Here is a 24,790-nt window from a genome sequence, read left to right on the forward strand (position 1 = left end):
CGACAGGCCCACAAACAGACCAACGATCCGATCAGCGACAGGTCACACGACCCGCTGAGTAGTCACTCCGAGGCAGCACGAAATCCTCCGCACCCGGCTCCCGGGCCGGGTGCGGAGGAACGGCCCCGATGGGCGGCGTGGGGTGCCCGCCAGGGCCGGTTCGGGGGAGTGGGTCAGCAGGCGCCGAGGTCCTCCCAGACGCCCCACTGGCCGGTGGTGCCGGGCTCGTCACCCTGCGTCCACCACTTGGCGCGCCAGGTGTGGCCCTCCCAGGAGACGGTGTCGCCGCCGGTGTAGACCTCACCGGAGGCCCACCCGGGCGCGGTGCACGGCCCCGGCTCGCCGGGGTCGCCCGGGTCGCCCGGGTCACCGGGGTCGCCCGGCGCCGTGCCGCGGGCCAGGTCGCCGGGGATCGCGTACGGTTTTCCGCCGACCGTCACCGTCCAGTTCGACGGCGTCGAGACGGGCAGGTAGTAGACGAAGTCCACCGCCACCGTGGCGCCCGGGGCCAGCGACTGCCAGCCGGGCAGCTTCAGCGACACCCGGTGGTACGGGCCGTCCAGCCCGCCGATGTTGTTCCCGGTGTGGTCGCTGCGGACGATCGTCGAGCCGAACCCGGACTGGTCGCGTGCGTTGCCCGGTGCCGAGGTGGCGTAGTCGAACTGGAACTCCGTGCCGCCCGGCAGCGTCACGTCCGCGTTGTTGGTGATGCGCAGCTTCGGGCTGATCGGGTAGTTGGAGTCACCGAGCGGGAAGTCGGTGAACGCCACGTCCACATCGATCGTCTCCGCCGGAAGGTCCGTCGTGGCGCGCTTCGCACCGTAGGGGGACGCGTCCGTGAACGCCTCGTGCAGGAGCGTGGTGAGCGTCTCGCCCGGCTCGTACTGGCCCTTGGCCTCGTTCCAGGCGTAGTCCCCGGCCAGCTCCCACATCATGGTCCCGCCGATGCCCTCGTCCACCACGTACTGGGCCTTGGCCCGCACCGACTGCTCGTCCTCGGTGGACAGGAACACCTTCTTCCGCGCGTTCCACAGCCACGGTGAGGTGAGCGTGGAGTCGTAGTGGCGCGCGTAGGAGCCGGTCAGCTCGAAGCCAGCCGGGAAGCCGTACTGGGTGACGTAGTCGCCCACGATGCCGCGCTCCAGGTTCTTCGCGTGCCACATCGGGTTGGACCCGGCGGGGGACTCCTTGCCCTCGGTGTCCAGGTCGTGCCACAGGTTGTCGATGCCCGAGGCCCCGTCACCGCACGTGGTCAGCCCCGACCCGGCCGGGCAGTCCGCCGACGGAGCCTTGCCCCACAGCCCGTTCGTGCCGCCGGTGACGTTCTTCCAGCCGCGCGTGTAGTAGGGCAGGCCGATGTTGATGCGCCCGGCGGGCAGGGAGCCCCGGAAGTAGTGGTAGGCCCAGTCGGCGTTCAGGTAGCCGATGCCGCCGTACTGCGAGGCGCCGTAGACGCCCGCGGCGGCCAGCTCGGCGTCCTTGCCGTCGTCGAACAGCGCGGCGTTGGGCCCGGCGTACTCGTTCCACGCGCCGTGCAGGTCGTAGGACATGATGTTGACGTAGTCGAGGTACTTGGCCGTCTCGTACGTCTCCATGCCGCGCAGCAGGTAGCCGGAGGAGGGCGCCGCCACGGTGAGCAGGTAGTGCTGGCCGTCCGCCGCCCCGGCCCGGTCCAGCTTCTCCCGCAGCACCTTCATCAGCTCCGCGTACCCGGCGTTGAGCCCGGCCCGGCGGGGGTTGGCGATGTGCCAGTCCAGCGGGTTGCCCGCGTCCTTCATCGACGTCGCGTACTCGTAGTCGATGTCCACGCCGTTGAAGCCGTAGGCGCGGAGGAACTCCACCGCCGAGTCGGCGAACGTCTCGATGCCGGCGTGGTTGACCGAGCCGTCGGCGTGGGTGGCCATGGTGTAGAAACCGCCGGACGCCACCCGGTCGCCGCCGGGCTCGAAGTACCCGCCCGTCTCGGCCCAGCCGCCCACGGACACCAGCGTTTTGACGTCCGGGTGCTGCTTCTTGAACTTGTTCAGCAGGTTGAAGTGGCCCTGGTAGGTGAAGGACGGGTCCATCTCCGCGCCCTCGACGCCGGGCCAGGTCATGCCGGTGGCCGGGTTGCCGGGGCTGTCCGGGCCTACGGACAGCTCGTTGTTCTGGTCCACGTGGGCGAACGCGTAGTTCAGGTGCGTGACCTTGTCCCACGGGATGTCGGAGGCGAGGTAGCCGTCGCGGCCGTCCTTGCCGGTGCGCCAGCTGGTGAAGTAGCCGATGACGCGGCGCTGGTGGTCCGCGCCCATCCGCTCGCGTCCGGCGCTGTCGTAGACGGTGCAGTACGGCACGTCCACGCCCGCGGTGGCGTAGAGCCCGTCGGGGCGGCACGAGGAGTGGTCCACGGCGGCCTGTGCCGTGGGTGCGCCGACCGGTGCGGCCTGCGCGGGCGAGGTGGCCAGCGCGCCGAGCAGCAGCCCGGCGACGGCCGTCGCGGCCGCCGTGAGCTGCGCTCTCGCGCGGTTTCGGTGGGGGAACACGGTGGGGTCCTCCTGGGAACGGCAGGTGGAACATGGGGGGTGGGTGCGCGGTGAGCGTAGGAGGACTAGACCAGTCGGTCAATAGGTCTGTACCAATAGATCGGCGGGTCAACTCAGCTGCCCCGCGCACCGGATGACGCCGCCCATTCCCGGACGTACCACCGGCCCGGTGGCCCCGCGCCCACCGGGCGAGAGCCGCCGACACCCAGGCGCCCGCCGTCCCGGCCGCGCGAAAGGGCCGGTTGAGCGCCGCTGGCCCGCCCGGGTTACCGGGAACGTGGCCGACCCCACAGCCAGCACCGGCGAGACCGTGGCACACTGGGCGCAGAAGTGACGTCAGCGCACTCCGGGGTCGGTGAAAGTCCGAACCGGCGGTTACAGTCCGCGACCCGTCCGCCGCCAGCGGCCGGTTGACCAGGTGAAATTCCTGGACCGACGGTGAAAGTCCGGATGGGAGGCAGTGCGCGGCGGACCACGAGGCCACGTGCTGTCGCTTCCGTGTTCTCACGGAAGCCCACCCACGTCAGCCCCGGTGTCCGCCAGTCCCGCCACGCCCCGGAGTCCGCGCCCGAAGAGGCAGGAGGACCCGGTGGCCGCCACCGCACTCGCCGTACCGCACGAGCGGGACGCGATGCGCCGCGCGATCGCGCTCTCCGCCCGGGGGCTGGGCCGCACCAGCCCGAACCCGGTCGTGGGCTGTGTCGTGCTGGACGCGGGCGGGCGCACCGTCGGCGAAGGCTGGCACCAGCGCGCTGGCGGCCCGCACGCCGAGGTGCACGCCCTCGCCGAGGCAGGGGAGGACGCCCGCGGCGGCACCGCCGTCGTCACCCTCGAACCCTGTAACCACACCGGCCGCACCGGCCCCTGCGCGCAGGCGCTGATCGACGCCGGGGTCGCCCGCGTCGTCTACGCCGTCGCCGACCCCACGGCCGCCGCGCGCGGCGGCGCCACCACGCTCTCGGCCGCCGGTCTGGACGTCCTCGGCGGCCCGCTCGCCGACGAGGCCGCCGAAGTGAACGCCGCCTGGCTGACCGCCGTCCGGCTCGGCCGCCCGTTCGTCCACTGGAAGTACGCCGCCACCCTCGACGGCCGCACCGCCGCCGCCGACGGCAGCAGCCGCTGGATCACCTCTCCGGAAGCCCGCGCCGACGTGCACCGGCTGCGCGCGCGGTGCGACGCCGTGCTCGTCGGCTCCGGCACCGCCCGCGCCGACGACCCGCACCTCGCGGTGCGCGGCGTGCCCGGCGCCGTCCAGCCGCTGCGCGTGGTCCTCGACTCCGCCGCCCGTGCCGTCGTGCCCGGCGCCCGCGTTCTGGACGACGCCGCCCCCACCCTGGTGGCCGTCGCCGAGGACGCCGACGCCGCCGCGCTCGAACCGTTCGCCGACGTCGTCCGCCTGCCCCGCGCGTACCCCGGCGGCGGGCTGGACCTGGCCGCGCTGCTCGCCGCGCTGCACGCCCGCGAAGTGCGCTCGGTGCTGCTGGAGGGCGGCGCCACGCTCGCCGGTGCCTTCGTCGCCGCGGGCCTCATCGACCGCGTCACCGGCTACCTGGCTCCCGCCCTGCTCGGCGCGGGCCCCCAGGTGCTGGGCGGTGCGGGCATCACCACGATCGCCCAGGCCCTGCGCCTGCGCGTCACCGAAGCCGTGTCCGTCGGCCCGGACCTGCGGGTCACCGCCGTTCCCACCGCCGTCCCGTCCGCCGCCCCCCTGTCCACCACCCGCACCGAGGAGCGCTGAGTGTTCACCGGAATCGTCGAAGAACTGGGCGAGGTCACCGCCATCGAGCCGCTCGGTGACTCCTCCCGCCTGACCCTGCGCGGCCCGCTGGTCACCAAGGACGCCGCGCGCGGGGACTCCATCGCCGTCAACGGCGTGTGTCTGACGGTGGTGACCGTGGGCGCCGGGGAGTTCACCGCCGACGTCATGGCCGAGACGCTGCGCCGCTCCAGCCTGGGCGCGCTGCGAGCCGGTTCCCGGGTCAACCTGGAGCGGCCCATGGCGCTCGGCGGACGGCTCGGTGGCCACCTCGTGCAGGGTCACGTGGACGGCACCGGAACGGTCGCCCAGCGCACGCCGGGCGAGCACTGGGAGCTGGTGCGCATCACCCTTCCGGGCGAACTGGCCCGGTACGTGGTGGAGAAGGGCTCCATCACGGTGGACGGCGTGAGCCTCACCGTCGTCGAGACCGGTGCCGACTGGTTCACCGTCAGCCTCATCCCCACCACGCTCGACCTCACCACGCTCGGCACCAAGCAGCCCGGCGACCCGGTCAACCTGGAGGCCGACGTCCTGGCCAAGTACGTCGAACGCCTGCTCACCACCGGCACGGCGCCCCACCCGGGCCCGCCCGCGCAGCACGCCACGCCCGCGCAGCCCGGACCGGCGGCGCGGCCCGGCGCGGAGTCCGGCCGGTGAGCGCCCTCGACACCCTCAACGCCCCCGCCTTCGAGGCGTTCGGCCAGAGCGTGATCTGGTCCGACATGGTCGGCAACCTCTTCGGCCTCGCCGCCCTCGCCCTCGGCTGGCGCCGCTCGGTGCTCACCTGGCCCGTGCAGGTGCTCGCCGGGCTGATCCTGGTCGCCGCCTACCACTCCGCGTCCCTGACCGGCGGCGTCGGCAAGCAGGTGCTGGTCATCGCCGTCGGCCTGTGGGGCTGGCGGCAGTGGCACACCGGCCGCCGCGACGCGGGGGACGGCCACGTCGCCGTCCGCTTCGCCACCGGCCGCGAGCGCCTGCTGCTGCTCGCCGCCACCGCGCTCGGCACGCTGGCCGTCGGCGGGCTGTTCACCGCCGTGCCGTCGCTGTCCTGGAACCCCTGGCCGGACGCCTACATCTTCACCGGCACGCTCGCCGCCATGTACGCCCAGGCCCGCGGACTGGTCGAGTTCTGGTTCGCCTGGCTGCTGGTTGACCTCGTCGGCGTGCCGCTCGCCTTCGCCAGCGGCCTGGCCTTCTCCGGCCTGGTCTACCTCGTCTACCTCGTCCTGGTCCTGTGGGGCCTGCGGGCCTGGTGGCTGCGTTCCCGCGCCGCCGCGTCCGCCGGGCGTCCCACGCAACTGGAAGGAACGGCCGCATGACCGCACTGGAGACCCGGCACCACGACCTCGCCGTCACCGGGGAGATCGTCCTCGACCCGGTGGAACGGGCGGTCGCCGACCTGGCCGCCGGCCGCCCGGTGGTCGTGGTGGACGACGCCGACCGCGAGAACGAGGGTGACCTCATCGTCGCCGCCGAGCTGATCACCGACGAGATCGTCGCGTTCATGATGAGCGAGTGCCGGGGCCTGATCTGCGTGCCCATGGAGGGCGACGAACTGGACCGGCTCGAACTGCCGCAGATGGTCACGCGCAACACCGAGTCGATGGGCACCGCGTTCACCGTCTCGGTGGACGCCGGTCCCCGGCACGGCGTCACCACGGGCATCAGCGCCGCCGACCGCGCGACCACGATCCGCCTGCTCGCGAACGGCGCGAGCGCACCGGAGGACTTCGTCCGCCCTGGCCACGTCTTCCCGCTGCGGGCCCGCCCTGGTGGTGTCCTCACCCGCCCCGGGCACACCGAGGCCGGGGTGGACCTCGCCCGCCTGGCGGGCCTGCGTCCGGCCGCCGCGATCGTGGAGATCGCGGGCGAGGACGGCACCATGCTGCGCCTGCCCGAACTGGTGCCCTTCGCCCGCAAGCACGGCCTGGCGATCATCTCCATCGAGGACCTGATCGCCTACCGGCGGGGCGCCGCCGCCCCGGGCGGGCCCACCCCCACCGTGCGCCACGAGGCCGTCACCGGGCTGCCTACCGCGCACGGCGAGTTCCGCGCTCACGGCTACCGCTCGACGCTCGACGGCGTGGAACACCTCGCCCTGGTCGCCGGTGACCTCGGGGACGGCGAGGACGTGCTCGTGCGCGTCCACTCCGAGTGCCTGACCGGCGACATCTTCGCCTCCCAGCGCTGTGACTGCGGACCGCAGTTGCAGGAGTCACTGCGCCGCGTCGCCCGCGAGGGCCGCGGCGTGGTGATCTACCTGCGCGGCCACGAGGGCCGCGGCATCGGCCTGCTGTCCAAGCTGCGCGCCTACGAACTGCAAGAACGCGGCCGCGACACCCTGGACGCCAACCTCGAACTCGGCCTGCCCGCCGACGCCCGTGACTACGCGGCGGGCGCCCAGATGCTCGCCGATCTCGGCGTGCGCTCGGTCCGGCTGATGACGAACAACCCGGCCAAGTCCGACGCGCTGGCCCGGTACGGCATGCCCGTCACCGGACGCGAGCCCATGCCCGTCCAGGCGGGCGAGCACAACCTCCGCTACCTGCGCACCAAGCGCGACCGCATGGGCCACGACCTGCCCTGGCTGGAGGACGCCGCCGTCCCGGCCTGCGTCACCCAGTAGAAACCCCTCCCCGATCCATCCGAGACCCGAGACCCGAGGAGCACACCGTGAGCGGCAAGGGCGCACCCGAGCTGACCGTCAAGAACTGCGAGAACCTGCGGGTGGCCGTGGTGTCCGCGCAGTGGCACGACACGATCATGGACGGCCTGACCGAGGGAGCCCTGCGCGCCCTGCGTGAACTCGGCATCGTCGAGCCCACCCTGCTGCGGGTGCCGGGCAGCTTCGAACTGCCCGTGGTGGCCAAGGCACTGGCCCAGCGCGGGTACGACGCCATCGTCGCCCTCGGCGTCGTCATCCGCGGCGGCACCCCGCACTTCGACTACGTGTGCCAGGGCGTCACCCAGGGCCTGGTGCAGGTGTCCGTGGAGACCGGGGTGCCCGTCGGGTTCGGCGTGCTGACCTGCGACACCGAGGAGCAGGCACTGGACCGCGCGGGTCTGGAAGGCTCCCGTGAGGACAAGGGCCACGAGGCCGTCACCGCCGCCGTCGCCACCGCCGCGACCCTGCGCACCCTGGCCGAGCCCTGGCGCTGAGGCCCCGGCCTCACGCGCGGCACCCGCCTGCGCGGCCCACTACGCGGACGCCCCGGCACACCCTGCCACGGCACCCCGTAAGGTGGGCACCACCATGGCCAACAAGACTTTCGACGAGCTCTTCACCGAGCTCCAGCACAAGGCCGCCCACGGCGACCCGTCCACCTCCCGCACCGCCGAACTGGTCCATTCCGGGGTGCACGCGATCGGCAAGAAGGTCGTCGAGGAGGCCGCCGAGGTCTGGATGGCCGCCGAGCACGAGGGCACCGAGCGCACCGCCGAGGAGATCTCCCAGCTGCTGTACCACCTTCAGGTGATGATGGTGGCCCGCGGCATCTCCCTGGACGACGTCTACGCCCACCTCTGATACGCCCGCCCCTGACCGGACCACGGCGTCCGCACGGGCGCCGCGCGTCACCCGAGTTACTCCGCCACTTACTTCGCAACCCGTCGCACGAGTGAAAGAAGACCGCACCATGCTGCGCATCGCCGTCCCCAACAAGGGTTCACTGTCCGAGCCTGCGTCGGCGATGCTGCATGAGGCCGGATACCGCCAGCGCAAGGACCGCCGCGAACTCGTCCTCGTCGACTCCGCCAACGACGTGGAGTTCTTCTTCCTGCGCCCCCGCGACATCGCGGTCTACGTCGGCTCCGGGAAGCTGGACATCGGCATCACCGGGCGCGACCTGCTGCTGGACTCCGGCGCCGAGGCCGAGGAAATCCTTCAGCTCGGCTTCGCCGGGTCCACCTTCCGCTACGCCACCCTCCCCGGCACCGCCGGGCACGTCACCGAGTTCGGCGGCATGACGGTGGCCACGTCCTTCCCGGGCCTGGTCACCCAGCACCTGGCCGAGCACGGCGTGGACGCCGCCGTCGTCCGCCTCGACGGCGCGGTGGAGACGGCGATCAAACTCGGCGTCGCCCAGGTGATCGCCGACGTGGTGGAGACCGGAACCACCTTGCGCAACGCGGGCCTGGAGATCATCAGCGAGCCCATCCTCGTCTCCGAGGCCGTGGTCATCCGGGGCAAGGACACGCCCGGCGACGACCCCAAGGTGCGGCAGTTCCTGCGCCGCATGCAGGGCGTCCTCGTCGCGCGCAGGTACGTGATGATGGACTACGACATCCGCGCCGAGCACGTCGAACAGGCCGTGCGGCTGACGCCGGGCCTGGAGTCGCCGACGGTCTCCCCGCTGCACGACAAGGGCTGGGTCGCCGTCCGCTCGATGGTGCCCGCGCGGGACGCGCAGCGCATCATGGACGACCTCTACGACCTGGGCGCCCGCGCGATCCTCACCACCAACATCCACGCCTGTCGCGTGTAAGCCCCCACCAGCCGAGGAAGAAGCACCCCCGTGCCCCCCGCCGCCCCCAGCCCCGCCCCGCTGCCCAGTCTGCCGGTCACCTTCCGCCCGACCCGCACCCGGGCAGTGCTGCTGACCACCGGCGTCGCGATCCTCGCCGTGCTCACGGTGATCGCGCTGATGCTGCCGACGCTGACGGTGGGGGAGCGGGCCAGCTTCATCGGCACCGGTGTGCTCTTCCTCGGCGTGCTGGTGCTGCTGGCCCGCCCGCACGTCACGGCCGACGAGGACGGGGTCACCGTCGTCAACCTGACCCGCTCCCGGCGCCTGCAGTGGGCGGAGCTGGTCAAGGTCAACCTGCGCCCCGGCGACCCGTGGGTCTACCTCGACCTCTCCGACGGGACCAGCCTGCCCGCGATGGGCATCCAGCCCGGCATCTCCCGCGCCCAGGCCATCCGCGACGCCACCGCCCTGCGGGCCCTGGCCGACCTCCACGGCACGGGCTGACCGCACGCTACAGCGGCGGCTGAGGACGCGGCCCCGGGCCACCGCGTCCAGACAGGACCTCGCCGTACGCCTGCATCAGATCCGGCAGCCGCAGCGTGGACAGGTCCTCGCGCGAAGGGTCCCCGGGCCAGCCCGACAGCCGCAGGTCCCGGTAGGCGCAGCTCTTCTCGTACAGCGTGCGCAGGAACCGGCCGTTGCCCAGCTCGTCGATCCAGCCCTGGTCCACCACGTGCCCGCTGATGCTGCGCAGCTCCTCCAGCGCTTCCCCGTCCCAGACATCGTCGTTGTCGGCGGCCAGTGCCTCCCCGATGGCGGTCAGTTCCAGCGGCCGGTAGCTGGGGAAGTCGATCCGCGTGGTGAAGCGCGAGCTGAGACCGGGGTTGACGGCCAGCAGGCGGTCCATGCCCTCGGGGTACCCCGCCAGGATCACCACCAGCCGGTCGCGGTTGTCCTCGGCGCGCTTGAGCAGCACCTGCAGGGCCTCGTCGCCGTACGCGTCGCCCTTGGCGTACCCGGAGTTGGACAGGCTGTACGCCTCGTCGACGAACAGCACCCCACCGAGCGCGGAGTCGATCAGCTCGTTGGCCTTCACCGCCGTCTGCCCGAGGAACTCGCCCACCAGGTCCGCGCGCTGCGCCTCCACCAGGTGGTCGCCGCCGAGCAGGCCGAGCGCGTAGAAGACCCGGCCGAGTATGCGCGCCACCGTCGTCTTCCCGGTGCCGGACGGGCCGGAGAAGACGAAGTGGCGCTTCGGCGGCTGCACCACAAGCCCCTGCCGGGCCCGCAGCCGCGCCATGTGCAACTGCGCGGACAGCGCCCGCACCTGACGCTTGACGGGCTCCAGGCCCACCATGCGCTCCAGCTCGTCCAGCGCCTGGGCGAGCAGCACCGGATCGGCTGGCCCCTGCGGCCACCGGTCGGCCGGCTCGCCCCGGCCCGCCGCGCCGTCCGCCCCGGTGCCGCGCGGCCCGTGCCGGGCGGCCCGGGCGGGAGCCGCGTCGGGCTCCACCGGCGCGGAAGGCCCGCCCGGGCCCGGTTCCCCGGGCCGCCCCTCCGCGAAGGCGGGATCGCCGGTGTCCAGGCCCTCGGCGTCCGGCGGCACGTCACCGGCTGGCCCGGCGCCCGCGAACGAGGCCGCGAGCGGACCGGTCCAGGAGGAGACCATGGGGTCGGCCGTGCCGTCCGCGTCGGTGATGGCCGTCAGCCGCGCAGCGGTGTCCATGAACGCCGGGTCCGCGCGGTACACGGCCCGGTACAGCGGCAGCGCCGCGGCACTGCGCCCGGTGCCCTCGCGCGCCCGGGCCAGCCAGTAGCGCAGCTCCTTGCGCTGCGGCTGTTCGCTGCGGCAGCGCATCAGCGCGCGGCTGAGCAGCGGCTCGGCCTGCCCGTACATCTCCAGCCGCACCCGGGCCATCCCGGCGAACAGCCCGGCCTCGATGCCCAGCAGCGGATCGTCTACCAGCGGCTCGGTGTGGACGACGAGGCCGTCCCAGTCCTTGGCCAGGTAGGCGCGGCAGGCATGCAGGAACCGCACCTGCGGATCGGTGTCCGGCGGCGGGCAGCCGGCCAGCGCACGGTCCAGCTCCGCGACGTGGCGGCCGTCCAGCCAGTGCGAGGCGTGCGCGAGCAGCAGGTCCCGGCCGGACTCCAGCACCGGCTGCACCCACCAGCCGAGCCAGTACCAGGAGTTGAGGCTGCGGCCGTGCCGGGAGCGCTGCTCGCCGAACCGGTCGCGGTACTCGAGCATGCGCAGCAGCGCGGTGGTGGTGTCCACGCGCAGGGCGTGCAGGCCGAGCCAGGCGTCGGCCATCCCCGGGTCGAGCTGGACGCAGGCGCGGAACTCCTCCTCGGCCTGCGGGTAGTCGCCCATGGTGTAGGCGTCCAGGCCGCGCAGCCACGCCAGGTCGGCCGGTGCGCGCGGCCCCCGGGTGTCCCGCGTGCCGAAGTCCATCCCGCCCCCAGCCGTGCCCGTCGATCCCGCCGGACCCGCCCCGTCCGGTCAACTGCCGTGTCATAAATGCGCGTTGCTGATCGTGGTCGGCAATCACCCGGCGCCTCGCGACGCTCGCATGGTACCCGCGCGGCACGCTGCGTCGAAGACCGCCGTACGCACCGTGCCGACTGCCTTCAGGGCACGTCCGACGCCTCCGTCACACTCGGTGCGCGTCCCGCGCCTTCTGGGAGCCGTGGGGAGGCACGGACCGGAGACCCCGGCAGGGCCGACCGGCCCCGGACAGAACGAAGCCCTCGGTCACGGGGGAACAACCGAGGGCTTCGCGCTCACATACGGCCTGACCAGACCGCATGCCCAGAACGTAAGCCGCTCTCGCGCCGCTGGTCAAGAGCTTGTCAAGGCCGTGGGCGGAGTCCCCCGAGACCGGCGGCACCCCGGGGGCGTACGACTACTCAACGCTACGAAAGGGGTGAACTTTCGTCCCTCAGTGCCCCTCGGGTCCCTCAAGCACCTCGTAGCACACGCATCCCGGAAACCCGTTCTCGCACGGCCGTACCAGGGCGTCGGCGTGCGGACGTGTCGGGTCCGAGGCGAAGTGCGCGCTCTCCGCAACCGTCCAGCCGTCCCAGAAGGCGGCCAGGGCTGGCCCGTCCCGTCGCCGCCCTCTCGGCCACGCCACCGCTGCGGGCACGTCCAGCCACAGCACGGCCGACAGCGCCGGGCGCAGCGCCCGGCGGCCCGCACCGACGCCTTCCACCAGCAGTACCGGGGCCGGGGGCACCTCAAGCGGGCGGTGAAAGGCCCGCCGCTCCCAGTCGTAGCCGGGAAAGCGGGCCGTCTCCCCGTGGGACAGGGGCGTCAGCACATCGGTGGTCAGACGGCGCGTCCAGCCGAACGGGGCGTCGTGGGAGGCGAGGTCGTCCAGGTGCAGCACCGGGGCACCGTCCAGCGCATCCGCCAGCAGACCGGCCAGCGTGCTCTTGCCCGACCCGGCGTGCCCGTCCACGCCGATGACCCGCACCGGGCCGCACGACGGCTCCCGCCCGCGCAACCACCCGGCCAGCCGCGCCAGCCCGGCGCTCTCCGCGTCGGCCCCGCCGCCATCGGCTCCACCGGCCGGGGCGGACGGGGGCCCGGGCGCTGGGGGCACCGCGCGGGGGGAGTGCTGTGTCACCCGGCCAGCCTACGGGCGCCCGCCGCCCCTTCCGCCACCCGGCCCGTCCGGGCGACACCGCCGGACCGCGCCGGGCCAGGTCGCTGGTCTGCCGCCCCTTCGTGCCGCGATAGTAGACAGCGCGCCACCCACCATCCCGGCCGGGCACCACGGCCGGACACCGCCGACCACGCCGTACCACCACCCGACAGGGGGACCTCCGCATGAGCCGTTCCGTGCCCACCCGCCGCACCCTGCTCGCCGCCTCGCTCGCCGCCGCCGCGACGGCCACGGGCGCCGCCCCCGGGATCTCCACCGCGTCGGCCACCGGCCGCGCCGCGCCCGGCAAGCCCGCTGGCGGCCCCGGCGGCTCGGTGGACTACCAGGCGTGGACCACCGCCGCCGACTGGCGTGCGGGCCGCGCCGAGGGCACCCGCGTCGCCGCCGGACGCCGCCCCGGCATCGTCATCGGCGCCGCGCGGGGCACCCTCGACTACCGCGACCCGCACGGCGGCACCGAGCGCACCGCGTGGGAGTACGCCACGTGGACCTCACCCGTCTACCGCCCGCACAGCGGTGCCCGCGAGCTGATCGCCTCCTGGAACGCGCACACCCCGCCCGGCACCTGGGTCCGGGTAGAAGCCCGCGGCACCTACACCGACGGCACCCACACCCCCTGGTACACCCTGGGCGTGTGGGCCGAGGGCGACGGCCCCGACGTCCCGCGCCGCACCTCGGTGGACGGACAGGGCGACGGCCGCAGCAGGGTGTGGACGGACACCCTGGCGCTCACCGAGGACGGTGCCCGCCTGACGGAGTACCAGCTGCGCGCCACGTTGCACCGCGCGCCCGGCAGCCGCGCCACCCCCACGATGTGGCGGCTCGGCGCGATGACCTCCGCGGTGCCCGACCGCTTCGAGGTTCCCGCCACCGAACCGGCTGCCGCGGCAGGCGTCGAGCTCAGCGTGCCGTCCTACTCGCAGAACATCCACATCGGCCGGTACCCGGAGTACGACAACGGCGGTGAGGCGTGGTGCAGCCCCACCTCGGCACAGATGATCATCGAGTCCTGGGGCCGCCGCCCCGCACCCGAGGACTACGCGTGGGTCGAGCCCTCCTACGACGACCCGCAGGTGTGCCATGCCGCCCGCGCCACCTACGACTACCAGTACGAGGGCTGCGGCAACTGGGCGTTCAACGCCGCCTACGCCGCCACCTACCGCGACCTGCAGGGCCTTGTCACCCGCCTGGGCTCCCTGCACGACGCCGAGCTGCTCATCCGGGCGGGCATCCCGCTCGTCACCTCCCAGTCCTTCCGTGCCGACGAGCTGGACGGCGCCGGATACGGCACGTCCGGACACCTGATGACGGTCGTCGGCTTCACCGGGGACGGCGACGTCATCGCGAACGACCCCAACGCCGAGGACAACGCCTCCGTCCGCCGCGTCTACCGGCGGCGGCAGTTCGAGAACGTGTGGCTGCGCACCCGGCGGAAGCTGGCCGACGGCAGCACCGGCAGCGGCACCGGCGGCGTGTGCTACCTGTTCTTCCCCACCCGCCTGGGCCACTCCCAGCTGCGCGCGCTGGCGTCCGTCGGCGTGGAGTGACCGCGCCTCCCGGCACCGTGGCGCCAGCCCCGCCGTGGCGCTCGCGGGTACCGCCGTGCCCGGCGCGCTGACCAGCGGGCTGCCCGCCGCCTGGCCCAGCGTCAGCTGTCCCGATCCACCGCTCACGTGAACGAGGAGGCAGGCGCCGGTGCTGTTGCCGTCGCGGATCAAGGCGAGAGCCCGCCAGCGGGCCCAGCGGAGCGCGGAGCGCGCCTTCGATGCCCTGGACGCGCGGCTGCCGGTGGCCGAGGGCGCCAAGGGGACGCTGCGCAAGGCGTTCCCCCAGCACTGGTCGTTCCTGCTGGGCGAGCTGGCGCTCTACAGCTTCGTCGTCCTGCTGCTGACCGGCGTCTGGCTGACGTTCTTCTTCACGCCCGGCATGGCCGAGGTGGTCTACCAGGGCTCCTACGCGCCGCTGCGCGGCGTGCGGATGTCCGAGGCGTACGCGGCCACGGTGCGGATCAGCTTCGACGTGCGCGGGGGACTGCTGATCCGGCAGGTCCACCACTGGGCGGCCCTGCTCTTCGTCGCCGCGATCGGCGTGCACCTGCTGCGGGTGTTCTTCACCGGCGCCTTCCGCAGGCCGCGCGAGCTCAACTGGATGGTGGGGGTGACGCTGTTCGTGCTCGCCCTGCTGGAGGGGTTCGCCGGCTACTCGCTCCCCGACGACCTGCTCTCCGGCACCGGGCTGCGCATCGCGCAGGGCATCATGCTGTCCATCCCCGTCCTGGGCGGCTACGTCAGCTTCTTCGTGTTCGGCGGCGAGTACCCCGGTGACGACGTCATCTCGCGGCTGTACTCCGTCCACATCCTGCTGGTGCCCGGCCTGCTGCTGGCGCTGATCACCGTGCACCTGCTGCTGGTGTTCCGCCTGAGGCACACCCAGTGGGCGGCCAGGGGCCACACCAACCGCAACGTGGTGGGCGAGCCGATGGTGCCGCACTTCGTCGCCAAGTCCACCGGCCTGTTCCTGTGCGTCTTCGGCGTGCTCACCCTCCTCGGCGCCGTGGCCCAGATCAACCCGGTGTGGGCCTACGGCCCCTACCGCACCGACCAGGTCTCCACCTTCGCGCAGCCGGACTGGTACGTCGGTTTCCTGGAGGGCGCGCTGCGGCTGATGCCGCCGTGGGAGACGACGTTGTGGGGCCACACGCTCATGTGGAACGTGTTCGTCCCGGCGGTGCTGCTGCCCGGGGCGCTGTTCGCCGTGCTGTACCTGTACCCGCTTTTCGAACGCTGGGTGACCGGTGACCGCGGTGAGCACCACCTGTGCGACCGCCCGCGCAACCGGCCCACCCGCACCGGGCTGGGCGTCGCGGGCCTCACCTGCTACGGCGTCCTGCTCCTCGCCGGCGGCCAGGACATGATCGCCTACCTGTTCGGGCCGCCGGTGGAGTCGGTGGCGTGGTTCTTCCGGGTGACGGTCTTCGCCGGGCCCCTCCTGGCGTTCCTCGTCACCAAGCGGGTCTGCCTCGCGCTCCAGGAGCACGACCGGCAACGGCTGGCCGAGGGGGAGGAGACGGGCGAGGTCCGGCAGTCGGTGGCCGGTGGCTTCACCGCAGCGCACACGCCGCTGCCGTCTGAGGAGAGCTACCCGCTGCTCGTCCGCGACGATCCGGCGCCCCCGCCGCCCGCGCCCCGGGAGCGCGCCCCGCGCCGCGAGCGGCTGCGCACCGCGCTCAGCCGCTGGTTCTACCGCCACCGCGTCGAGATGCCGACCACGCCGCCCCAGCGCCGGGAGATCGCCTCCCGCACCGCCACCCCGGACCGGCCCGCCCCGGACCGCGAGCCCGACGGGCCGCCGGAGCCCTGACGCCGGTGGCCCGGCCGGGCGAGAACGCGGGTGCCGGACGGGCAGCGCGAACGCGGCCCCGGCCGGGCGCCCGCGAGGGAGCCACGCGAACCGCGCGGTCTCACGCGCGGGGCGCTCACCGCACGCCGCGCGCGTACTGGAAGACGAAACCGAATACGCCACCCGCCAGCACCGCGAAGCCGATCAGCGCCAGCCACAGCCCGAACACCACGCCGGTGCCCACCAGCGCGAAACCGGCCGCGGTGACCACCGGGGCCAAGCTGTGCGGCGGGAAGAAGTCCAGCGGCCCCGCCCGGTCCGCGATCTCGCCCTCGCGCCGGTCCTCGGGCCGCCGGCCGCGCCTGCGGAACTGGGTCCACAGGAAGAACGCGATCAGCGCGGACATCAGGCACGCGACGACGAGGATCGCGCGCCCGGCCGGATCGTCACCCCAGACCGCGTACGGCACTGTGACCAGGGCGAAGAACGCCGAGACCCCCGTGAAGTACCACGCCTCCGCCCTCACCCGGGCCTCCTCTTTGAGGACACCACCAGCGGATGGCGCAGCGCGAAGGCGGGATCGTGGGACCGCACCCGGGGGAGGGCGGTGAAGTTGTGCCGTGGCGGCGGGCATGAGGTCGCCCATTCCAGTGACCTGCCGAAGCCCCACGGATCGTCGGCCGTGACCCGCTCGGCGTACTGGGAGGTCCACCACACGTTGTAGAGGAACACCAGCGTCGAGGCGCCGAGGGCGAAGGCGCCGACGGTCGAGAGGGTGTTGAGGGCGGTGAAGCCGTCGGCCTCCAGATAGTCCACGACGCGGCGTGGCATGCCCTGCTCACCCAGCCAGTGCTGCACCAGGAACGTGGTCTGGAAGCCCACCAGCGTCGTCCAGAAGTGCACCTTGCCCAGCCGCTCGTTCAGCATGCGGCCGGTGAGCTTCGGCCACCAGAAGTAGAAGCCGCCGAACATGGCGAACACCACCGTGCCGAACAGCACGTAGTGCAGGTGGGCGACGACGAAGTAGCTGTCCGTCAGGTGGAAGTCCAGCGGCGGGGAGGCGACGACGACGCCGCTGAGCCCGCCGAGCAGGAACGTCACCAGAAAGCCGGTGGCCCACAGTATCGGCGGCTCGAAGCTCAAGGAGCCCTTCCACAGGGTGCCGATCCAGTTGAAGAACTTCACCCCGGTGGGCACCGCGATGAGGAAGGACATCAGCGAGAAGAAGGGCAGCAGCACCGCGCCGGTGGCGAACATGTGGTGCGCCCAGACCACCGCCGACAGCATGGTGATCGCGATCGTCGCGCCGATCAGCCCGAAGTAGCCGAAGACCGGTTTGCGGCTGAAGACGGGCAGGATCTCGGTGACGATGCCGAAGAACGGCAGCGCGACGATGTAGACCTCGGGGTGACCGAAGAACCAGAACAGGTGCTGCCACAGGATGGCGCCGCCGTTCGCCGCGTCGAAGACGTGCGAGCCGAAGGTGCGGTCCGACTGGAGCGCGAGCAGCGCGGCCGTCAGCACCGGGAAGGCCAGCAGCGCCAGGATCGAGGTGAACAGCACGTTCCAGGTGAAGATCGGCATCCGGAACATGGTCATGCCCGGGGCGCGCAGACAGATGATCGTGGTGATGAAGTTGACGGCGCCCAGGATGGTGCTGGTACCGGCGACCACCAGGCCCATGGTCCACAGGTCGGCGCCGTAGCCGGGGGAGAACGCCGCGCTGTTCAGCGGCGCGTAGGCGAACCATCCGAACGAGGCCGCACCGCCCGGGGTGAGAAACCCGGAGACCACCATCAGCCCGCCGAACAGGTACACCCAGTAGGTGAACGCGTTCAGCCGGGGGAACGCCATGTCCGGCGCACCGATCTGCAACGGCATGATCGCGTTGGCGAACCCGGCGAACAGCGGCGTCGCGAACAGCAGCATCATGATCGTGCCGTGGATCGTGACGAACTCGTGGTACTGGTCCGGTGTGGTCAGCTGCAGCCCGGGGGCGGCCAGTTCGGTGCGCATGAGCAGCGCCAGCAGACCGCCGGACAGGAAGAACCCGAAGGACGTCACCAGGTACAGGTTGCCGATGACCTTGTGGTCGGTCGTCCGCAGCCAGCCGTGCAGCCGGATGCCGAGCCCCGGGCCGCCCCCGCCGGGGTGCCCGGCCGGGCCGGGGTGCCGGGGCTGCCGTACCCGGGTGTCGCTGTCCTGAGCGGCCATCAACGCCTCATTCCTCCACGGGTACCGCGCCGTCCCGTAACCCACGGGCCCGCGCCTCAACCCTGCGCCACCCGCGGCCACGGGGGCCGATCCGACACACCGGCTTACCCCTCGCCCCTACGGAGTCCCGCGCCCAGCCGCCCCGGGGCGTGCCTCGCAGCCACCCTCGCCGCGCTGGCCACCGCCCGCCGCCCGCGCCGCTGACCGGCGTCAGCCGCCCAGCTCCAGCACCGTCTTCACCCCGCCGGAGTCCGGCTCGAACGCCTCCTGGAAGCGGGCGAGCGGGACCCGGCGGGTGATCATGGCGTCCAGCCAGCCCGGGTCCGCTGCGGCCAGCGCGGCGGCCGCCGCCTCGTAGTGGTGCTTGCCCGCGTTCACCGACCCCACCACGACCGAGTTCTCCAGCACCAGCTCGCGGTTGATGGCCCCGGCGTCCACCTTCAGCGGGCGCCCGGCGGGGGAGACGCCGGTCAGGCACAGCACCCCGTAGGCCGGAAGGCCGAGCATCGCGCCGAACGCCACCGGGGCGCGCCGGTCGCCTCGATGACGATGTCCGGCCGTACCGCGCGCAACACGCTCTCCACGTCGTCACTGTGGTACGTCCCGCCCAGTCGCCGCACCAGCTCCGGCTTGCGGCCCCCGGTGACCCGGTCCAGCACGTGCACCTCAAGCCCGCGCTGCTGCCCCAGCAGGGCCGCCAGCAGGCCGACCGGTCCGGCACCGGTCACCAGCACCGAGCGCGGCGCGAACCAGGCCCGGTTGCCGATGTCCAGCACCTGGTCCCAGGCCTTGGCCACGACCGTGGTGGGCTCCAGCAGCGCGCCCACGTGCTCCAGCGCCGGGTCCACCCGGACGGCGTAGCCGGCCTCCACCGTCCACAGCGTGGAGCCGTAGCCGTGGCGCTCCTTGATGCCGCGCTCGGTGTAGCGGCCGTTGCGGCACATGTCGAACTGGCCGTGCGCGCACGCCCCGCACGGCACCGGGTCCGGGCGCCGCACCACCCCGGCCACCAGGTCCCCGGCGAAGAAGCCGCTGCCAGCCGGTGCCTGCCGGACCCGGCCCAGCGACTCGTGCCCCAGCACCAGCCGCTCCCCTCCCACGGGCGCCCAGCCGTACTCCCCGCCGACGATCTCCCGGTCCGTGCCGCAGACGCCGAGCATCAGCCCCTCCACCAGCAGCTCCCCGGCACCGGGCTCGGGGTCGGGCAGGCTCTCCACTCGCAGCGAGTTCCGCTGCTGCGGGGCGACGGTCAGCGCTTGCATCGGCACTCCCGAGGGGATACGACGGGTACGACGGGCCCTGTCGTCGGTTCCCCCGGTCTCCGCGCCCCTAACACTCCTGCCAGCACCGTCAGCTGTGACACCAGTGACGCCGAAGCGGTCGATCAGGCATACTCCACTCCGCACAGTCGCTGGTCAGCCGCCTCGGAAACCCGGAGGGGCGCACCACGACTGGTTCGTACCAACCCGGTGCCGATGCCCCAACCCCGGTGTCGCCGCCGCCGCGCCCTACAGGGAGGAGAGCGCCGCGATGTCCGAGTACGTCCCCCCGCCGGTGGACCGCAGGCTGCCCACCGAGGAATCCGAGGACCTGCTGACTTTGGTCCGCGACCTGGTGCAGCGGGAGATCCGCCCCGTGGCCGCCCAGGAAGAGGACGCGGGCCGCTTCCCCCGCCAGACCTTCGCCCTGCTCTCCCGCTCCGGGCTGCTCGGCCTGCCCTACCCGGAGGAGTACGGCGGCGGTGAGCAGCCGTATGAGGTCTACCTCCAGATGCTGGAGGAGCTGGCCGCCGCCCGCCTGACCGTGGGTCTCGGTGTCAGCGTGCACAGCCTCGCCTGTCACGGGCTGGCCGCCTTCGGTTCCAAGGAGCAGCACGCCGAGTACCTGCCCGGCATGCTCGGCGGCGGGCTGCTCGGCGCCTACTGCCTGTCCGAACCCGCCGCGGGCTCCGACGCCGCCTCGCTGCGCACCCGCGCCGTCCGCGACGGCGACGACTGGATCATCGACGGCACCAAGGCGTGGATCACCCACGGTGGCATCGCCGACTTCTACACCGTCCTGGCCCGTACCGGCGTCGCGGGGCCGCGCGGCATCACCGCGTTTCTCGTGCCCGGCGACGCCGAGGGCCTGAGCGCCGCCGCGCCGGAGCGCAAGATGGGCATGAAGGGCTCGCCCACGGCGCAGGTGCACTTCGACGGCGTCCGTGTGTCCGACGCCCGGCGCATCGGCGAGGAGGGCCAGGGCTTCGCCATCGCGCTGGCCGCACTGGACTCCGGCCGTCTGGGCATCGCCGCCTGCGCGGTCGGCCTGGCCCAGGCCGCGCTGGACGAGGCGCTGGCCTACGCCAAGGGCCGTGAGCAGTTCGGCCGCCCCATCGCCGACTTCCAGGGGCTGCGCTTCCTGCTGGCCGACATGGCCTCCCGCGTCGAGGCCGGCCGCGCGCTCTACCTGGCCGCCGCCCGCCGCCGCGACGCGGGCCTGCCGTTCAGCAAGGAGGCGGCGATGGCCAAGCTCGTGTGCACCGACACGGCCATGCGGGTGACCACCGACGCCGTGCAGGTCCTCGGCGGCTACGGCTACACCGCCGACTTCCCCGCCGAGCGCTACCTGCGGGAGTCGAAGATGCTCCAGATCGTGGAGGGCACCAACCAGATCCAGCGCGTGGTCATCTCCCGCCACCTCCTGGGCCCAGAAAGCGGCTGACCCACGAGGGCCGGTGGCGGGGGAAGAGCACGCTCTACCACCGCCACCGGCCCTCGAAGACCCCGCGGATCACCCTCACCGGGGAGCCGGTGACCGATACCGCACCTGCCGCGGCGGGAGGGGCCGCGTCAGAGCTTGGCTCCTGACGGCCCGCCGCCGTGGCGGGCTCCCCGCGAGGAGCGCGGCCCCTGTGGCCCGGGGGTCAGCCGGAGTCCGCGGCCCCTGGTGTCAGCTCGCGGCAGCCTTGGTGCCGCTCGGTGTCACCGCGTGCCAGGTGCCGCCGACGCCGTGACCGTTGGTGTCCCCGGGGGCCTTGTCACCGGTGTACGTGTACACCGGCCAGCAGTCGATGGACAGCTGCTCGGAGCCGTCGTCGCGGGTGAACGTCGTCACCAGCTCCGGATCGACGCCTTCCAGCGCCCCCAGGTCCACCGCCCCCGCGGGCTTCCACACCTCCGCGCAGTCGTCGTTGCAGTTGGACTTCATCGGCCACGCGGTGTCCTTGTCGAACCGGTACAGGGTGCGGCCCTCCGCGTCCCGCACGATCTCCCCGAGTTCCGCGTCCGTCACGGCGGTCAGGTCCGCGCCGCCGCCCTCCTCCTTGCCCGCGCTCTCGCCAGCGTCACCGCTGCTCCCGGCCGGGGAGCTGCCCGCGGGCGCGCTGCCCGCCGGTTCGCTGCCGCCGGAGCCCGCCGCCTCAGCGCCGCCGCCCGCGTCCGCGCCCGCCTTGCCGCCGTCCGGCGCCAGCGCGTTCCACGTGCCGCCCACACCGTGTCCGCTGGCGTCGCCGGGCTTGGTGTCCTTGGCGTACCGGTAGACCGGCCAGCCGCCCAGGGTGAGCTGCTTCGACCCGTCGGCCCGCTCCACCGAGCCGACCAGCGCGGCGTCCATCCCGGACGCGGCCTTCGCGTCGTCCGCCGGGACCGGTGGCCACGCCGAGGCGCAGTCGCCCTCGCAGGTGGCCTTGGGCGGCTTCGCGGAGTCTTCCTCGAAGCGGTACAGCGTCCAGCCTTCGCTGTCGGTGACGACCTTGCCCAGCTCGGCGTCCTCCCGCAGCGCCAGCGTGCCCGCGGGTCCGCTGCGGTCCTCGCCGCCGGCGGTGTCGCTGCCGTACCCGCCGCCGTACTGCGGGGACAGCGAGGAGCTCTCCCCGGCTGGAGCGACGCGGTCCTCCTGTGCCTCGTCACCGCTGCCGCAACCCGCGGTGACCGCGAGAACCACCGCGACCGCCGCCCCCACCGCCACCCGCTGACGCCCGTTCCTCATGACCGCTCCTCACTCAAGGCAACCTCAGGGTCTGTCATCGGTGGGTACGGCCCCCATGGGGCAGGCGCTCACCGCGGCCAGAAGTTGTCACGCCGCGACAAATGGCACGCCGCGACAAGCGGCAGCTCACTCCTGGATGCGCAGCGCCAGCGCGGGGCAGCGGCGCACCGCACGCAGCGCGTCTTGCCGCAGCCGGGCCGGAACGGGCGAGACGGCACGCTCGGGGTAACCATCTGGCCCCAGCCGCAGCACGCCGGGCACGATGTCCGCGCACAACCCGTGGCCCTGGCACAGCGTCCAGTCCACGACCAAACGCTCCGCGCTCTCCTTGGCGGCACCGCCCTCCGGCCCGGGTCCCGGCGGCAGCGCCACCGGTGCCGCACCGCCCGCTTCCTTGCTGACGGGCAGCACACCCAGCACCGGCAGTCCGCACGGCCCACCGCGCGCGTGCTCGGCGAAGTGGTCCGCGAACACCGTCAGCGCCGACGTCACGAACCGCGCCGTGCCGTCGGGATGGCTGCACGCCCCGCGCCCGACGACCGCCTCCAGCCGCGCGGTCACGGCGGCCAGCGCGCTCTCGCCGCCCCCCGCGACCACCCGGTCAAGGTCGTCCGCGAGCCCGGGCAGGCCGATGAAGCACGGCCCGCACTGCCCGGCCGACTCGTCCGCCATCCACCGGGCCACCCGCGCCGTCTCGGCCGCCGCGCACGTGCTTTCCGGCACCGGCAGCACGGCGCCCGCGCCGAAGGACGCCCCGGCGTCGGCGAACGAACCGCGCGAGACCAGCGCCCCCCACGCCGCACGGGGCCCCAGCCAGCCCCCGTGGTAGCCGCCGACGAGCACACCCTGCCCCGGTGTGCTGCCGCAGACCTGGAGCACGTAGGGCAGGGGCACCCCGCTCGGCGTCTCCACCACCTTCGACCCGGCTACCGTCAGCAGCACCGTGCCCGGTTCGTCCGGCAGACCCACCGACCGGTACTCCAGCGCGCCGAGCCGCGCGGCGACCGCGAGCTGCGCGTACGTCTCGGTGTTGGACAGCAGCGTGGGCAGGCCGCCCAGCCCGCTGTCACTGGAGCGCACCCGGCGTCCCGACGGCAGCCCGGTACCCTGCGCGATGCCGCTGATCAGCGCCGAACCCTCGCCGGTGACGAACCGCTCGCGCAGCAGCGCCACCCGCAACCGGGGCGCGTAGGGTCCGCGCTCGGCGATCGCGGCGGCCACCGAGCGCTCCACATCCACGCGCGTCACCCCGACCCACACCTCGTCCGCTCCCAGCGCCCGCGCGGCCAGCGCCGCCCCGTCCAGCACCAGGTGCGGGGTGTGCAGCCACAGGGCGGTGTCCTTGAGGCAACTGGGCTCCCCCTCGCTGCCATTGACGACGACCACGCACCGCCCATCCCGCTTTCGCGCGGCGGTCAGCACCGCCCGCACCTTGCGCGCGAACGGGAACCCGGCGCCGCCCTTGCCCCGCAGATCGATGTTCTCCGCCAGGTCGATCAGCTCCACCGGACGCAGATCAGGCACCGAGCCGTGCACGGTCAGGTGGGAGACGCGGTCCAGCCGCGCCGTCCGGTCCAGCCCGGCCAGCAGCCGTGGCGGGCCCACCGAGACCAGGGTGGGAGTCACCTCAGCCATGACCGCCACCCGCCGCCCGCGCGCCGCTGCCGGCCGCGCCACGCCGGTCCCAGGTGCGGCAGCAGCCGCAGGGCCAGCGCCGTGGCCACCCCGAGCAGGCACAGCACGTAACCGGCCGTCACCCAGCCACTCGCGGCGCGCCCGGCCTTCAGCCCGTGCACCAGCGCCGCTCCCCAGGCGGGGTAGGCACACATGTGCAGGGCCCGCCAGTACCGCGACCGGCCGCCCGCGGCGAAGACGCTGCGCACCGCGCCGGTGATGGCGACGGCCAGGAACAGGTACGCGGCCACGGTCCCCAGCCCGATGAGCACCGGTCGCGCGTCGTCCCAGAACGGCACGAGGGCGGCCGTCCCGCTCACCCGGCTCTCGGCGATCTTCACCCAGATGTGCAGCGACAGAAAGCCCAGCCCGGCCACCGCCGTTCCCCGGTGCACGCCCTGGGCGAGCAGCCGGTGCGGCGAACTGAGCAGCAGCCGGTCGGTGGCCGCCAGCCCCCACAGCACCGTGGCGGTCAGCGACACCAGGGCCAGGACACCGGCGCCGAAGTCCAGGAACTCGCGGGTGCGGTGGAAGGCACCCGCGTTGAAGGCCACGGACAGCGACAGCACCGCCGTCAGGCCGAGTGCGGGACGCAGGACGCGCCGCCAGGGCAGCGGGTCCGCGTGCCGGCGCCGGTCGGGCGCGCGCCGGCCGGCGCCGTAGCGCTCGCCGTGCCGCCGGTCACGCTGCCGCCGGCCGGCGTGGTACCCGTCGGCGTGGCGGCGGTCGCGCTGGCGGGGCAGCGTGCCGGCCGGCCACCCGTCCCGCACGGGGCGCCCTTTGGGCCTGGCCCGGTTCGGGGCGCGCGGGGGCGTGGTCGAAGGGGGCAGTGGCGACAACGGGACCTCCGGTACGTGCGACGGACCTGCTGCCCGCCCGCACGAACCCCTCGACCGCCTCCCCTCCGGGGGCGTTACGGGTCACGCTTTTGACGCTAATTCAGTGGCGCTGGTAAAGCGCGGTGTTACTGAAGTTAACCCGTGGCGAGAGGTACCGCTTTCTCCGCTTTGCGCAGCGAAAACCGTGGGAACGGGCGCCAGCAGCATCGCCGAACACCCTCCGAACCTCCTAAGGTTTATCGTGCTGTGACAAATTCCGGCAGCGACGTCGCCGCCGCGCCCGGAGCTGCGGATGATGCCCCTCCAAGGCGGTCGTGCACCGCTCCCCAGGGAGCAC

At 73.3% G+C, this 24,790-nt stretch carries 19 protein-coding genes, 1 pseudogene and 1 riboswitch; of the genes and pseudogenes, 11 read left to right on the forward strand and 9 right to left on the reverse strand.

Features of this window, described 5'->3' with window-relative positions; all coding sequences use genetic code 11:
- Positions 1–173: 173 nt before the first annotated feature.
- A complete protein-coding gene (locus JJV70_RS16075; RefSeq protein WP_219048676.1) occupies positions 174–2,522 on the reverse strand; it encodes a chitinase C-terminal domain-containing protein in 2,349 nt (782 codons plus the stop codon).
- 337 nt (positions 2,523–2,859) lie between these two features.
- Positions 2,860–2,990, forward strand: a riboswitch (FMN riboswitch).
- Positions 2,991–3,153: 163 nt separating this feature from the next.
- On the opposite strand from JJV70_RS16075, the gene ribD reads away from it, so the two are divergent.
- From ribD to JJV70_RS16115, 8 genes are all read left to right on the forward strand, one after another.
- A complete protein-coding gene (ribD, locus tag JJV70_RS16080; protein ID WP_219048721.1) occupies positions 3,154–4,260 on the forward strand; it encodes a bifunctional diaminohydroxyphosphoribosylaminopyrimidine deaminase/5-amino-6-(5-phosphoribosylamino)uracil reductase RibD in 1,107 nt (368 codons plus the stop codon).
- Entirely contained in the window at positions 4,261–4,938 is a 678-nt protein-coding gene (locus JJV70_RS16085; protein ID WP_219048677.1) for a riboflavin synthase, read from the forward strand.
- Positions 4,935–5,600, forward strand: a complete 666-nt coding sequence (locus tag JJV70_RS16090) for a nicotinamide mononucleotide transporter family protein (RefSeq protein ID WP_219048678.1) — start codon at positions 4,935–4,937, stop codon at positions 5,598–5,600. The genes JJV70_RS16085 and JJV70_RS16090 overlap by 4 nt, the downstream gene beginning before the upstream one ends.
- Positions 5,597–6,907 (forward strand): bifunctional 3,4-dihydroxy-2-butanone-4-phosphate synthase/GTP cyclohydrolase II, encoded by a 1,311-nt coding sequence (locus tag JJV70_RS16095; protein ID WP_219048679.1) that lies wholly within the window; start codon positions 5,597–5,599, stop codon positions 6,905–6,907. Before JJV70_RS16090 ends, JJV70_RS16095 begins: the two co-directional genes overlap by 4 nt.
- Positions 6,908–6,954: 47 nt before the next feature.
- Entirely contained in the window at positions 6,955–7,440 is a 486-nt protein-coding gene (ribH, locus tag JJV70_RS16100) for a 6,7-dimethyl-8-ribityllumazine synthase (protein ID WP_219048680.1), read from the forward strand.
- Positions 7,441–7,534: 94 nt separating this feature from the next.
- Positions 7,535–7,807 carry a phosphoribosyl-ATP diphosphatase gene (locus JJV70_RS16105; RefSeq protein WP_219048681.1) on the forward strand — a complete coding sequence of 91 codons (273 nt, stop codon included), beginning with the start codon at positions 7,535–7,537 and terminating at the stop codon, positions 7,805–7,807.
- A gap of 109 nt (positions 7,808–7,916) precedes the next feature.
- Positions 7,917–8,765, forward strand: a complete 849-nt coding sequence (hisG, locus tag JJV70_RS16110; protein ID WP_219048682.1) for an ATP phosphoribosyltransferase — start codon at positions 7,917–7,919, stop codon at positions 8,763–8,765.
- Positions 8,766–8,795: 30 nt separating this feature from the next.
- Positions 8,796–9,251 (forward strand): PH domain-containing protein, encoded by a 456-nt coding sequence (locus tag JJV70_RS16115; RefSeq protein WP_308294842.1) that lies wholly within the window; start codon positions 8,796–8,798, stop codon positions 9,249–9,251.
- 7 nt (positions 9,252–9,258) lie between these two features.
- Here the strand turns inward: JJV70_RS16115 and JJV70_RS16120 are convergent, their stop codons facing one another.
- Positions 9,259–11,202 carry an AAA family ATPase gene (locus tag JJV70_RS16120; protein WP_219048683.1) on the reverse strand — a complete coding sequence of 648 codons (1,944 nt, stop codon included), beginning with the start codon at positions 11,200–11,202 and terminating at the stop codon, positions 9,259–9,261.
- A gap of 487 nt (positions 11,203–11,689) precedes the next feature.
- On the reverse strand, positions 11,690–12,277 hold the full coding sequence (locus tag JJV70_RS16125; RefSeq protein ID WP_219048723.1) for a uridine kinase: 588 nt from the start codon (positions 12,275–12,277) through the stop codon (positions 11,690–11,692).
- A 305-nt stretch (positions 12,278–12,582) separates the two neighbouring features.
- Between JJV70_RS16125 and JJV70_RS16130 the strand changes: the two genes are divergently transcribed.
- Positions 12,583–13,965 carry a peptidase C39 family protein gene (locus tag JJV70_RS16130; RefSeq protein WP_219048684.1) on the forward strand — a complete coding sequence of 461 codons (1,383 nt, stop codon included), beginning with the start codon at positions 12,583–12,585 and terminating at the stop codon, positions 13,963–13,965.
- A 151-nt stretch (positions 13,966–14,116) separates the two neighbouring features.
- A complete protein-coding gene (locus JJV70_RS16135; protein WP_219048724.1) occupies positions 14,117–15,778 on the forward strand; it encodes a ubiquinol-cytochrome c reductase cytochrome b subunit in 1,662 nt (553 codons plus the stop codon).
- Positions 15,779–15,893: 115 nt separating this feature from the next.
- Here the strand turns inward: JJV70_RS16135 and JJV70_RS16140 are convergent, their stop codons facing one another.
- From JJV70_RS16140 to JJV70_RS16150, 3 genes and pseudogenes are all read right to left on the reverse strand, one after another.
- The gene (locus tag JJV70_RS16140) at positions 15,894–16,283 is read right to left on the reverse strand and encodes a cytochrome c oxidase subunit 4 (protein ID WP_219048685.1); all 390 of its coding nucleotides are present in this window, start codon (positions 16,281–16,283) and stop codon (positions 15,894–15,896) included.
- The gene (gene ctaD / locus JJV70_RS16145; RefSeq protein WP_219048686.1) at positions 16,280–17,971 is read right to left on the reverse strand and encodes a cytochrome c oxidase subunit I; all 1,692 of its coding nucleotides are present in this window, start codon (positions 17,969–17,971) and stop codon (positions 16,280–16,282) included. Before ctaD ends, JJV70_RS16140 begins: the two co-directional genes overlap by 4 nt.
- Positions 17,972–18,181: 210 nt before the next feature.
- Positions 18,182–19,233, reverse strand: a pseudogene (locus tag JJV70_RS16150) (glucose 1-dehydrogenase).
- Between the two features lie 268 nt (positions 19,234–19,501).
- On the opposite strand from JJV70_RS16150, the gene JJV70_RS16155 reads away from it, so the two are divergent.
- On the forward strand, positions 19,502–20,674 hold the full coding sequence (locus JJV70_RS16155; RefSeq protein ID WP_219048687.1) for an acyl-CoA dehydrogenase family protein: 1,173 nt from the start codon (positions 19,502–19,504) through the stop codon (positions 20,672–20,674).
- Between the two features lie 228 nt (positions 20,675–20,902).
- On the opposite strand, the gene JJV70_RS16160 is transcribed toward JJV70_RS16155, so the two are convergent.
- The 3 genes from JJV70_RS16160 to JJV70_RS16170 all read right to left on the reverse strand — a co-directional run bounded on the left by JJV70_RS16160 (position 20,903) and on the right by JJV70_RS16170 (position 24,384).
- Positions 20,903–21,940 carry an SCO0930 family lipoprotein gene (locus JJV70_RS16160; protein ID WP_219048688.1) on the reverse strand — a complete coding sequence of 346 codons (1,038 nt, stop codon included), beginning with the start codon at positions 21,938–21,940 and terminating at the stop codon, positions 20,903–20,905.
- Between the two features lie 126 nt (positions 21,941–22,066).
- Positions 22,067–23,575 (reverse strand): NADH-quinone oxidoreductase subunit NuoF family protein, encoded by a 1,509-nt coding sequence (locus JJV70_RS16165; RefSeq protein WP_219048689.1) that lies wholly within the window; start codon positions 23,573–23,575, stop codon positions 22,067–22,069.
- Complete coding sequence (locus JJV70_RS16170; protein ID WP_219048690.1) at positions 23,563–24,384, reverse strand: hypothetical protein; 822 nt, start codon at positions 24,382–24,384, stop codon at positions 23,563–23,565. Before JJV70_RS16170 ends, JJV70_RS16165 begins: the two co-directional genes overlap by 13 nt.
- Between the last annotated feature and the right edge of the window lie 406 nt (positions 24,385–24,790).

Source organism: Streptomyces sp. JJ66 (assembly GCF_019303495.1).
In the GTDB taxonomy this organism is placed as follows: Bacteria; Actinomycetota; Actinomycetes; order Streptomycetales; family Streptomycetaceae; genus Streptomyces.